This window comes from Frankiales bacterium (assembly GCA_016125335.1).
GTDB lineage: Bacteria > Actinomycetota > Actinomycetes > S36-B12 > CAIYMF01 > Longivirga.
This window is the reverse complement of sequence record WGLY01000005.1, coordinates 1-11976: the sequence shown is the minus strand read 5'-3', so window position 1 is coordinate 11976 and position 11976 is coordinate 1. Positions and strand designations below refer to the sequence as shown.

Below are 11976 nucleotides of genomic sequence, written 5' to 3'. Positions count from 1 at the left end.
CTCGACAAGCTCATCGCCCGCCACGACCCCGACGCGACCGTCCGCGCGCACAAGGCCGCGGCGACGCGGGACGTGTACCGGCAGCCGATCGGGGATGGCATGGCCTTCCTCGGCGTCACCCACCAGGCGCCGGTGATCGACGCCGTGTTCGACGCGATCCAGGCCGCGGGCAAGGCGCTGCGCACGCAGCGCGGCGGCGCCGACGCCCTGCGCGCACGCAACGACGACGCCGCCTCCGGTGCGTGCCGCGCCGACGCGCTCGCCGCCCTCGTCCTGGGGACCCGCGGCGAGGAGGGCGAGCTGGTCTACGACGCGTCCCGCACCCAGACCGAGCTGCACGTCGTCATGGACCTCGACACCCTGCGCGGGGAGCGCGACGGACTGGCACTGCTCAACGGCACCCCGATCCCCGCGCCCATCGCGCGTGAGGTCGCCGCGGTCGCCGACTGGTGGCGCCGTCTGGTCGTCGACCCGGTCGACGGGCACCTGCTCGACTACGGGACGCGGCAGTACCTCCCCGGTCCGCTGCGTGAGCACGTCCTGCACCGCGACCCCATCTGCCGGCGACCCGGGTGCACCCGCCGCGCGCAGGAGATGGACCACGCGCTCCCGTTCCCCCGGGGTGCGAGCGACACGGCGAACTGCGGCGGGCTCTGCTCGCGCTGCCACCAGGTCAAGACCGCGGGACACGCGACCATCGAGGACAGCGCCGCTGACGGCTCGGGCACGTGGGTCACGCGCTGGCGGCAGCGCATCCGCATCCCCGCCCAAGCCGTCCTCGAACCTCCACGACCCGCCCGGCCGGCCGCGCCACCCGCCGCCGGCGGCGTCGAACCACCACGCCCGGGCATGGGAGCACAGGCGGGTGAAGGACCCGTCCCGCCGGAGGACGGCTCTCCCGTCGGCCCGGCAGATCCACCCGAGCGACCACCTTTCTGACCCGGCGAGATCCGGGCCGTCGAGCCTGCCCCGAGGCACCCCGTCCGACATCGGTGCGCGACTCGTGCTCCCGAGAGGGCAGCATGCGAACCCGGCGGGCCGGTCGTTGGAACTGCCCTCTCGTCCGACAAGCTCAACCGGCTCGGCAGTACGAGCGAGCTCGCACTGCTCTCGCCTCCATCGCTTGTGCTCCCGAAGGGGCAGCAACCGAACCCGAGGACGATGTGGGTGGAGCTGCCCTGTCGCTCGACAGCCTCAGTCGCTTGTGCTCCCGGCAGTGCCCCCGGCAGGGATCGAACCCGCACTGACGCTGGTTTAAGCAGCGTGCCTCTGCCAGTTGGGCTACGGGGGCGTGGCCGCGCGACGTGGCCGGCGGCTCCGGCACCGAGTATCCACGGGGCCGAGCGTCTACAGGTAGGTCTGCCTCGGGAAGATCGCGTGCGCCCCGGCGACGCGGTCGAGGAAGAGGAACCCGTCGAGGTGGTCGAGCTCGTGCTGGAGCGCCCGGGCCTCGAACGCGTCGGTCTCCAGCACCACCTCCTCGCCGGACCCCGGGAGCAGGCCTCGCACCACCAGGCGCGAGGCGCGCTTCACGTCGCCGGTGAAGTCCGGTACCGACATGCACCCCTCGCGCGACTTCTCGTTGCGCGACGCCGCCTCCACGCGGGCGTTCACCAGCACGTACTCGCCGTGCGTCGTGCGCGTCTTCGGGTGCCGCGAGACGTCGAGGGAGAACACCCGCCAGGGCACGCCCACTTGGTTGGCCGCCAGGCCGACGCAGCCGGGAGACACCCGCTGCGTCGCGAGCAGGTCCGCGGCGAGGGCGACCACTGCCGGGTCGGCCGGGTCGACGTCGGCGCACGGTGAGGACAGCACCTCGGCGGGTGCGGTGACGACCGGGAGCACACGCCCGGCAGGCAGCGGCGGCATGACGATCCGCCCGTCGACGAGGGGCACGAGGTCCTACAGCACGTCCGACTCGGCGGGCACGAGCGTCGCGTGGACCCCGAGGCCCGACGCCGTCTCGGCGATCCGCGCCGTGAGCGCCTCGACGTCGGCCTCGCCCGGCAGCGCGACCTCCGCGACGAGCACGTAGAGCCCCGTGCCGAGCCGCGTGGTCAGGTCGGTGACGTTGCCGCCGGCCTCGGCGATCACCCGGGTGAGGCCGGACACGATCCCCGGCCGGTCGGCGCCGTGCACGGAGAGCAGCCACGACGACCCGGCGGCCGCGCCGTGGTCGGCCTCGGGGACCGGCAGCACCGAGACCACCAGTCCCTGCGCGGTGAGGTGCTCGAGCCGCCCGGCCACCGTCGCGGCGTCGGCGTCCACCGCCACCACGAGGGTCCAGGCGAAGTGCCCGCGCAGCAGCGTCATCGAGGAGTCCTCGAGGTTGCCGCCGAGCTCGGCCAGCACCCCGGTGACGTCGGCGATGATGCCGGGACGGTCGTGCCCGAGCACGGTCACCGCGAGGCTGCGCGTCATGCGTGGAGCCTACGGGCCGCCCCGCGCGCGGCCGGCGACGGGCACCCGCACCCGCACGACCGGCAGGCGCCGTCCCCCGGCGTCGCGGAGGGGATCAGCCGCGCGACTGGCGCGCCTCGGCGGCCGCCATCTGCGCGGCGTCGGCGGCGTGCGCCACCTCGGAGAACGCGGTGCGCGGCTCGTGCATGCTCCACAGGCTGGTGACGTCGCGGCGGAACAGGAACGCGATCGTCCAGTCGGTCACGACGGCGACCTTCCGGCGCGTCGTCGGCACGCGCGACATGTGGTACGTCCGGTGCAGGAACCACGCCGGGAACCCCTTCACCTTCACGCCGTACACCTGGGCGACGCCCTTGTAGAGGCCGAGCGAGGCGACCGAGCCGAAGTAGCGGTGCCGGTACTCCTCGGTCGGGAGCCCGCGCAGCGACGCCACGATGTTGTCCGCGAGCACCTTGGCCTGGCGCACGGCGTGCTGGGCCGACGGCGAGGTGAACGCGCCGGGATGGGTGAGGTCGGGAACGGCCGCGCAGTCGCCGGCACCCCACGCGTCGGCGATGCCGTCGACCGCGAGGTCGGGGCGGCACACGAGGCGCTGCTTCTCGTCGATCGGGAGGTCGGTCGCGGCGAGCAGCGGGTGCGGCTTCACGCCGGCGGTCCACACCACGGTGTCCGACAGCATGCGCGTGCCGTCCGAGAGCTCGACGTGGCCGTCCACGGTCGACTCCAGCCGCGTGCCGAGCTTGACCGCGATGCCGCGCTCGCGCAGCTGCTCCACGGTCCAGCGACCCATGTCCTCGCCGACCTCCGGCAGGATCCGGTCGGAGGCCTCCACCATCACGAAGCGCAGGTCCGACGGCTCCACGTTGCGCAAGTAGCGCGTCGCGTAGCGGGCCAGGTCCTCGGTCTCCGCGAGGGCCTCGGTGCCGGCGTAGCCCGCGCCGACGAACACGAAGGTGAGGTTGCGCTCGCGGATCTCGGGGTCCGTCGCGCTCTCCGCGATGTCGAGGCACTCGAGCACGCGGTTGCGCAGGGCGATGGCCTCCTCGACGTTCTTGAACCCGAGGCCCCAGTCGGCCAGCCCGGGGATGGGCAGGGTCCGCGGCACCGACCCGACCGCCATCACGAGCACGTCGTAGGGCAGCTCGTAGGGCTCGCCCTCGAGCGGCTCCACCGTGACCACCTTGCGGGCGTGCTCCACGCGCGTGACGGCGCCCGTGACGATCTCCGTGTCGCGCAGCGTCTGGCGCAGCGGGACGACGGTGTGCCGGGGCTGGATCGAACCGGCGCCCGCCTCCGGCAGGAACGGCTGGTAGGTCATGTACGACCGCGGGTCCACGACGGTCACCCGAGCCTCGCCGCGCCGCAGCCGCCGGTGCAGCCGCAGCGCCGTGTACATGCCGACGTAGCCCCCTCCCACGATGAGGATGCGCGGGGGCAGGGGCGTGCGCTCGGTGCTGGTCATGCCTCCAGGTTAGGCAACCCTCACCGAGCCCGCAGGGCCGTAACGGCCAGGGAGCCTGGCGACTGTGGCCCCGCGGGCCACCCGGGCGGGCTACGCCGGGAGCGCGGCCTCGATCGCGGAGACGACCGCGGCGTCGTCCGGCTCGGTCTTCGGCGAGAACCGCGCGAGCACGTCGCCGTCGGCCGAGACCAGCCACTTCTCGAAGTTCCAGCGCACGTCGCCGGTGTGGCCGTCGGCGTCGCCGGCCTCGGTCAGCACCGAGAACAACGGGTGGCGGCCCTCGCCGTTCACCTCGAGCTTGTCGGTGAGGGGGAACGTGACGCCGTAGGTGGTGGAGCAGAACTCGGCGATCTCGGCGTTGGTGCCCGGCTCCTGGCCCAGGAACTGGTTGCAGGGGGCGCCGAGGACGGTGAGCCCGCGGTCGGCGTAGGTCTCGGCGAGCCGCTCGAGGCCGGCGTACTGCGGGGTGAGGCCGCAGCGGCTCGCGACGTTGACGACGAGCACCGCGCGCCCGGCGTACTCGCCGAAGGTGGTCTCGCGGCCGTCGAGCATGGTGAGCGGGATGTCGTGGAGGCTGGTCACCGACCCACCTTCGCACGGGCCGCTCCCCCGCGCAGGACGGCCCCTGGTGGCCGCCAGACGTGCGTCAGGCGAGGCTCCAGGCGATGCCGTCGAGGATGTCGTGCTCGCTCACCAGCACCTCGGCGAGGCCCGTGCGCTCCATGATCCGCCGCAGCACGAGGACGCCGGCGTTGAGCACGTCGACGCGGCCCGGGTGGATCACGCGGATCGCCGCGCGCTCGTCGTGCCCCATCGCCAGCAGCCGGTCGGACACATCGGCCACCTCGGCGGCCGAGAGCCGCGTGCCGTGCACGCGGGACGCGTCGTACTCCTCGAGCCCGAGCGCCACCGCGGTCATCGTCGTGACCGAGCCGGCGAGGCCCACCAGCGTGTGGGCCTGATCCATCGGGACCGTCTGTGCCGCATGGGATATCGCCGCATCGACGTCGGCCAGGAGCGCAGCCACCTCGTCGGCGGAGGGCGGGTCCGAGTGGAAGTGGCGCTCGGTGAGCCGCACGCAGCCGATGTCGACGCTGCGCGCCGCGAGGGGCTCGGCCTCGCCGAGCACGAACTCGGTGGAGCCGCCCCCGATGTCGACGACGAGGTAGGGCGGCTGCGCGCCCTGGAGGCCGCGGGTGGCCCCGGTGAACGACAGGTGCGCCTCCTGGTCGCCGCTCACCACCTCGGGCTCGACGCCGATCCGCGCGAGCACACCGGCGACGAACTCGTCGCGGTTCTGCACGTCGCGCGACGCCGACGTGGCCACGAACCGCACCCGCTCCGCGCCGAGCTCGCGCACCAGCTCGCCGTAGCGGTCGCACACGGCGAAGGTGCGGGCCAGCGCCTCCGGCGCGAAGCGTCCCGTGCGGTCGACGTCCTGCCCGAGCCGCACGATCTCCATCTGGCGGTGGCGGTCCGTCAGCGTGCCGGCGTCGACGTCGGCCACCAGCAGGCGCAGGGAGTTCGTGCCGCAGTCGATCGCGGCGACGCGGCTCACGGCTCCTCCCGAGTGCAGGGACCGGCCGCCCACCACTGCGGGAGCATCGCGAGGGCCTCGTCGCCGAGCGGGTTCACCCCCGGCCCCGCGGCCAGCGCGTGGCCGACGAGCACGTGCAGGCACTTCACCCGCGACGGCATGCCGCCCGCGGTGACGCCAGCGATCTCCTCGACGTGCTCGATCGCCTCGCGCTCGGCGAGGTACGCCTCGTGCGCACGCCGGTAGCCCGCGGCCAGCGCGGCGTCGCTCCCGAGACGGTCCTGCATCTCCCTCATGGTGCCACCGGCCTCGAGCGTGCCGATCAGCCCGGCGAGGCGGGGGCAGGTGAGGTAGTACATCGTCGGGAACGGCGTCCCGTCGGGGAGGCGCGGCTCGGTCTGCACGACGTCGGGGTCGCCGCACGGGCAGCGGTGCGCCACCGCGCGGACCCCACGGGGCTCGCGCCCGAGCTGGCGGCGTACGGCGGCGAGGTCCGCCGCGGTGGCGGGCTCGCTCATCGCGGGGCGTTGGGACGGACCGGGATCCCGGTGGCCGGCTGCGGCTGGCCGGCCTGGTCGGTGGTGCTCACGGCCGACCACAGCGAGGAGTACCACGCGGTGACCGGCGTGTCGGTGCGCGCAGCGGACGGCGCCGGGGCCTCGTTGGGGTCGAGGACGACGTAGCCGACCTCCCCCGGCAGCACGTAGTGCAGCCGCTCGCGCACCAGCGACGTGACGTAGGCCGGGTCCTTGAGCCGCTCCTCGCGCACCGTGAGGTCGTCGACCCGCGCCTGGGTGGCCGCGTTCTGCGCCCGCAGCGCGTTGATGTCCGCGCGCTGCTTGAGCAGGGAGCGGGCCGGCACCGCGAGGGTGAAGACCAGCAGCGCGAGCACGATCGCCAGGACGACGGCGCGCCCCGTCAGGCTCGGCCGGGCCGCGACGGCGGCGCGCGCAGTCCGCGTCGACGTCGCGTCGGCGCCGGTGCCCGCGCTCCGGGCGGTGCGCGCCGTCGTGCTGCGCGCGGAGGTGGAGCCGGACGAGGGGCGCGTGGTCGCGCCGCGGCGCGCCGCCTGGCGCTCCGCAGCCCGTCGCGCCGGTCCGCTCACGACGTCGAGTCTGACGTCCTCAGCCCGCGAAGCGCGGGAACGCCGCGCGGCCGGCGTAGCGCGCCGCGTCGTCGAGCTCCTCCTCGATGCGCAGCAGCTGGTTGTACTTGGCCACCCGCTCGGAGCGGGCGGGGGCGCCGGTCTTGATCTGGCCGCAGTCGGTGGCGACGGCGAGGTCGGCGATGGTGACGTCCTCGGTCTCGCCCGAGCGGTGGCTCATCATGCAGCGGTAGCCGTTGCGGTGGGCCAGCGCGACGGCGTCGAGCGTCTCGGTGAGCGAGCCGATCTGGTTCACCTTCACCAGCAGGGCGTTGGCCGTGGCGGTGTCGATGCCGCGCTGCAGGCGCTCTGGGTTGGTGACGAACAGGTCGTCGCCCACGATCTGCACGCGAGCGCCGACCTCGGTGGTCAGCGTCTTCCAGCCGTCCCAGTCGCTCTCGTCGAGCGGGTCCTCGAGCGACACGAGCGGGTAGTCGGCGACGAGGGACGCGTAGTAGGCCGACATCTCCTCGGCGCTGCGGGCCGTGCCCTCGAACTGGTAGGCGCCGTCGCGGTAGAACTCCGACGCCGCGGCGTCGATCGCGAAGGCGATGTCCGAGCCGAGGGTGAAGCCGGCCTGCTCGACGGCGGTGGAGATGAGGTCGAGCGCGGCGCGGTTGCTCGGCAGGTTGGGCGCGAACCCGCCCTCGTCGCCGAGGCCCGTGGCCAGGCCCTCCTTCTTCAGCACCGACTTGAGGGAGTGGTAGACCTCCGCGCCCCAGCGCAGCGCCTCGCGGAAGCTCTCGGCGCCGATCGGCGCCACCATGAACTCCTGGATGTCGACGTCGGAGTCGGCGTGGGCGCCGCCGTTGAGGATGTTCATCATCGGCACCGGCAGCACGTGCGCGTTGGGGCCGCCGACGTAGCGGAACAGCGGCAGGCCGGCGGAGTCCGACGCCGCCTTGGCCACGGCCAGCGAGACGCCGAGGATGGCGTTGGCGCCGAGCCGCTCCTTGTTGGGCGTGCCGTCGAGGTCGATCATCACCTGGTCGACGAGCCGCTGCTCCGCGGCGTCGAAGCCCAGGATCTCCGGGCCGATCTCGTCCTCGACCGCGAGCACCGCGCGCTCGACACCCTTGCCGCCGTAGCGGTCGCCGCCGTCGCGCAGCTCCACCGCCTCGAAGGCGCCGGTCGACGCTCCCGAGGGCACGGCGGCGCGGGCGACCGTGCCGTCGTCGAGGCCCACCTCGACCTCGACGGTCGGGTTGCCGCGCGAGTCGAGGATCTCGCGGGCGATGACGGCGTCGATGCTGGCCACAGGGCTCTCCCGGGGGGTGCGGTGCTGGTCACGAATCCGTCACGACCCTATCGGCCCGGGGCCGGCCGACGCCGCCCCGGTCGCCGGGCGGGCGGCCGGGGTGCGCGCCCGCGCCGGGCGAGGCACCCTGGACGGGTCATGAGCATCGACGAGCTGCCCGCGACGGCGTCGCCGTCCGCCCCCGCCGCCCCGGGCCCGGACCTGCCGCGCACCGGGATCCGCAGCGGCTTCACCCCCATGGAGACGCTCGACCGGACGACGCCGGACCCCGGCCTGTTCGGCCCGGCGAGCATGTCCTGGCGCGTGCACCACGACCCGGCGAGCGTCCTCGGCGGCATCCGGGCCCTGGCGCTGCAGTCGCTCCACCCCGAGGTCATGCTGGCTTTCGCCGACGTCACGGACGCGCGCGACGACGCCTGGGGACGCCTGTCGCGCACCGGCCGCTACGTGAACGCGATCACCTACGGCACCGAGGCCGAGGCCGAGGCTGCCGCCGCCCGGGTGCGACGGATCCACGCGGCGCTGCGCCTGGACCGGCCCGACTGGCTGCTGTGGGTGCACGTCGGCGCCGTGGACTCCTGGCTCGACGCGCACCGTCGGTCCGGCGCGCCCCTCACCGACGCCGAGGCGGACACGTACGTCGAGGAGCAGGTGGTGGCCGCGCGGCTGGCCGGCTGCGTGGTGGCGGACGTGCCCACGACGGTCGCGCAGGTGCGCGACTACCTGCACGACGTCCGGCCGATCCTCGACGTCACCCCCGAGGCGCGCGAAGCCGTGCGCGGCCTGCTGTGGCCCCCGATGACGCCCCGGGTGGAGTGGCTCACCCCGGCGCGGCCGCTGTGGACCCTCGCCTCGGTCACCGGTGTGGCGCTGCTCCCCCGCTGGGCCCGGCGCATGTTCGCCCTGCCGGGCCTGCCCACCACCGACGTGCAGGCCACCCTCACGGCGCGCGCCCTGCGCACCGCCTTCGTCGCCCTGCCGGAGGGCCGCCGCACCAACCCGCACCTGGCCGCGGCCCGGATCCGGCTCGGCCTCGCGCCGGACACCGACGCGGGCACCGGCACCGACGCCGGCTGAGCAGGATCGGAGAAGCACGGGACCGAGCGGGCCGCCTAGTGTCGCGGCATGGCAGTCACCGTCTCCACGATGTTCGTCCCCGTCCACGACCCCGACGCGGCCCTGGGGTTCTACCGCGACGCCCTGGGCCTCGAGGTCCGCATGGACGTCTCGAACGAGGGCTTCCGCTGGGTCACCGTCGGCGCCCCGGGGCAGGACGTCGGCATCGTGCTGTTCCAGCCGCACGGGGGTCGCTCGCAGCAGGAGGGCGACGCGCTGCTCGCCCTCGTGACCCAGGGGTCGATCCAGGCGGCGATCTTCGCCGCGGACGACCTCGACGCCACGTTCGAGCGGGTGCGGGCCTCCGGCGCCGAGGTGCTCCAGGAGCCCGTGTCGCAGCCGTGGGGGGCGCGCGACTGCGCGTTCCGCGACCCATCGGGCAACCTGGTCCGCATCGCCCAGGCGTAGCGCCCGGGCGCGCAGCACGGACCGGGAGAGCTCATGGCCACGTCCTCGCGGCGCCGCGGCGCCGAGCACGCACCTGCCGCGCACGACATGATCCGGGTGCACGGCGGCCGCGAGAACAACCTCAAGGACGTCAGCGTCGAGCTGCCCAAGCGCCGGCTCACCGTGTTCACGGGCGTGTCCGGCTCGGGCAAGAGCTCGCTGGTGTTCGACACGATCGCGGCGGAGTCCCAGAGGCTGATCAACGAGACCTACAGCACCTTCGTCCAGGGCTTCATGCCGACCCAGGCGCGGCCGGACGTCGACGTCCTCGAGGGCCTCACCACGGCCATCGTCGTCGACCAGCAGCGCCTCGGCGCCGACCCGCGCTCCACGGTCGGCACCGTCACCGACGCGCACGCGCTGCTGCGGGTGCTGTTCAGCCGGCTCGGACGGCCGTACGTCGGCTCGCCGCAGGCCTTCTCGTTCAACGTGCCCACGGTCCGCGCGAGCGGGGCGATCAAGGTCGAGCGCGGCCCGGTGGCGAAGACCGAGCGGCGCACCTTCACCCGCATCGGCGGGATGTGCCCGCGCTGCGAGGGCCGCGGCAGCGTGTCGGACATCGACCTCGCCCAGCTCTACGACGACACCAAGTCCATCAACGAGGGCGCTCTCACCATCCCCGGCTGGAAGGTCGACAGCTGGTGGACGACCGGGCTCTACGCCAACTCGGGACTCGTCGACCCGGACAAGCCGATCCGGAAGTTCACGCGCAAGGAGCTCGACGCGTTCCTCTACCACGAGCCGGTCAAGGTGAAGGTCAACGGCGTCAACCTCACCTACGAGGGCCTGATCCCCAAGCTCCAGAAGTCCATGCTGTCCAAGGACGTCGACGCCCTCCAGCCGCACATCCGCGCGTTCGTCGAGCGCGCGGTCACCTTCGCCACCTGCCCCGAGTGCGGAGGCACCCGGCTCAGCGAGGCGGCGCGCTCGTCGAAGATCGGCAAGGTGGGCATCGCCGAGGCGTGCGCCATGCAGATCACCGACCTCGCCGAGTGGGTCCGCTCGCTCGACGAGCCGTCGGTGGCGCCGCTGCTCGCCACGCTGCGTGCGACGCTGGACTCGTTCGTCGACGTCGGCCTGGGCTACCTGTCGCTCGAACGCCCGTCGGGCACGTTGTCGGGTGGCGAGGCCCAGCGCACCAAGATGATCCGGCAGATGGGCTCGGCCCTCACCGACGTCACCTACGTGTTCGACGAGCCGACGACCGGCCTGCACCCGCACGACGTGCAGCGGATGAACGACCTGCTCCTGGCACTGCGCGACAAGGGCAACACCGTGCTGGTCGTCGAGCACGAGCCCGAGGTGATCGACATCGCCGACCACGTGGTGGACCTGGGACCGGGCGCCGGCGCCGACGGCGGCACGGTCTGCTTCGAGGGAACCCCGGCCGGCCTGCGGGCCAGCGGCACGATCACCGGCCGCCACCTCGACGACCGCGCCACGCTCAAGCCCGAGGTGCGCGCGCCGTCCGGCGCCCTCGAGGTCCGCGGCGCCTCGCTGCACAACCTGCGCTCGGTCGACGTCGACATCCCGCTCGGCGTGCTCGTGGTGGTGACCGGCGTGGCCGGTTCCGGCAAGAGCTCGCTGGTGCACGGCTCCGTCTCCGGGCGCGACGGCGTCGTGGCCATCGACCAGACCCCCATCCGCGGCTCCCGGCGCAGCAACCCCGCCACGTACACCGGCCTGCTCGAGCCGGTGCGGAAGGCCTTCGCCAAGGCCAACGGCGTCAAGCCCGCGCTGTTCAGCTCCAACTCCGAGGGCGCCTGCCCGAGCTGCAACGGGATCGGCGTCGTCTACACCGACCTCGCGATCATGGCCTCGGTCGCCACCACCTGCGAGGTGTGCGAGGGCCGTCGCTTCGACGACGCGGTGCTCGAGTACCGCCTCGGTGGACTCGACATCAGCGAGGTGCTGGCGCTGCCCGTGGCACAGGCGCTGGACTTCTTCGCCGACGGCGAGGCCCGCACCCCCGCGGCGCACGCCGTGCTCGAGCGGCTCGCCGACGTCGGCCTCGGTTACCTCACTCTCGGCCAGCCCCTCACCACGCTCTCGGGCGGTGAGCGGCAGCGCCTCCGGCTGGCGACCGCCATGGGCGAGTCCGGCGACGTGTACGTGCTCGACGAGCCGACCACCGGCCTGCACCTCGCCGACGTCGCCCAGCTGCTCGGCCTGCTCGACCGTCTCGTCGACTCCGGCCGCTCGGTCATCGTCATCGAGCACCACGAGGCCGTCATGGCGCACGCGGACTGGATCATCGACCTCGGCCCGGGCGCCGGGCACGACGGTGGCCTGATCGTGTTCGAGGGCACCCCGGCCGAGCTCGTCGCCGCGCGCTCCACGCTGACCGGCGAGCACCTGGCTGCCTACGTGGCATCTACCGCCCGCCCCCGCCACCCCGCCCGCACGCGCTCCCGCTAACAGCGGTCTGCTCTTCCACCCCCGCGCGCTACCCGGCATTCTGACTCGCGTGGACAGCGAGCGAGGAGTGGGCGAGCCCCGACTCCTCGGCGGTGAGAACGAGCTGCTGGCCCTCGTTCCCTACAGGGTGCGCGAGGCGGCGCGTGTGCTGCCGGAGCATGGCGAGGCCGTCT

At 73.8% G+C, this 11976-nt stretch carries 12 protein-coding genes and 1 tRNA gene; 4 read left to right on the top strand and 9 right to left on the bottom strand.

Annotated features, from left to right (window positions below):
- Positions 1 to 939: DUF222 domain-containing protein (locus GC157_03540; protein ID MBI1376542.1), on the top strand; the 939-nt coding region annotated here is incomplete at its 5' end.
- Between the two features lie 278 nt (positions 940 to 1217).
- Here the strand turns inward: GC157_03540 and GC157_03535 are convergent.
- From GC157_03535 to GC157_03495, 9 genes are all read right to left on the bottom strand, one after another.
- Positions 1218 to 1291, bottom strand: a tRNA-Leu gene (locus GC157_03535).
- 56 nt (positions 1292 to 1347) lie between these two features.
- Positions 1348 to 1869 (bottom strand): formylmethionine deformylase, encoded by a 522-nt coding sequence (locus GC157_03530; protein MBI1376541.1) that lies wholly within the window; start codon positions 1867 to 1869, stop codon positions 1348 to 1350.
- 33 nt (positions 1870 to 1902) lie between these two features.
- Positions 1903 to 2421, bottom strand: coding sequence for an ACT domain-containing protein (locus GC157_03525; protein MBI1376540.1), 519 nt, complete (start codon positions 2419 to 2421; stop codon positions 1903 to 1905).
- A 94-nt stretch (positions 2422 to 2515) separates the two neighbouring features.
- Positions 2516 to 3883 carry an NAD(P)/FAD-dependent oxidoreductase gene (locus GC157_03520; GenBank protein ID MBI1376539.1) on the bottom strand — a complete coding sequence of 456 codons (1368 nt, stop codon included), beginning with the start codon at positions 3881 to 3883 and terminating at the stop codon, positions 2516 to 2518.
- 90 nt (positions 3884 to 3973) lie between these two features.
- A complete protein-coding gene (locus GC157_03515) occupies positions 3974 to 4435 on the bottom strand; it encodes a glutathione peroxidase (protein ID MBI1376538.1) in 462 nt (153 codons plus the stop codon).
- A gap of 94 nt (positions 4436 to 4529) precedes the next feature.
- Positions 4530 to 5441, bottom strand: coding sequence for an exopolyphosphatase (locus tag GC157_03510; GenBank protein MBI1376537.1), 912 nt, complete (start codon positions 5439 to 5441; stop codon positions 4530 to 4532).
- Positions 5438 to 5938, bottom strand: coding sequence for a DUF501 domain-containing protein (locus GC157_03505; protein ID MBI1376536.1), 501 nt, complete (start codon positions 5936 to 5938; stop codon positions 5438 to 5440). Before GC157_03505 ends, GC157_03510 begins: the two co-directional genes overlap by 4 nt.
- A complete protein-coding gene (locus GC157_03500) occupies positions 5935 to 6525 on the bottom strand; it encodes a septum formation initiator family protein (protein ID MBI1376535.1) in 591 nt (196 codons plus the stop codon). Before GC157_03500 ends, GC157_03505 begins: the two co-directional genes overlap by 4 nt.
- Positions 6526 to 6544: 19 nt before the next feature.
- The gene (locus tag GC157_03495; GenBank protein MBI1376534.1) at positions 6545 to 7822 is read right to left on the bottom strand and encodes a phosphopyruvate hydratase; all 1278 of its coding nucleotides are present in this window, start codon (positions 7820 to 7822) and stop codon (positions 6545 to 6547) included.
- A gap of 237 nt (positions 7823 to 8059) precedes the next feature.
- Between GC157_03495 and GC157_03490 the strand changes: the two genes are divergently transcribed.
- From GC157_03490 to GC157_03480, 3 genes are read left to right on the top strand one after another with little or no spacing between them, the layout of a single operon-like run.
- Positions 8060 to 8899, top strand: coding sequence for a DUF2236 domain-containing protein (locus tag GC157_03490; protein ID MBI1376533.1), 840 nt, complete (start codon positions 8060 to 8062; stop codon positions 8897 to 8899).
- Between the two features lie 48 nt (positions 8900 to 8947).
- Positions 8948 to 9346: a VOC family protein gene (locus GC157_03485; GenBank protein MBI1376532.1), complete on the top strand. Its 399-nt coding sequence runs from the start codon at positions 8948 to 8950 to the stop codon at positions 9344 to 9346.
- 33 nt (positions 9347 to 9379) lie between these two features.
- Entirely contained in the window at positions 9380 to 11803 is a 2424-nt protein-coding gene (locus tag GC157_03480; protein ID MBI1376531.1) for an ATP-binding cassette domain-containing protein, read from the top strand.
- Positions 11804 to 11976: the final 173 nt, after the last annotated feature.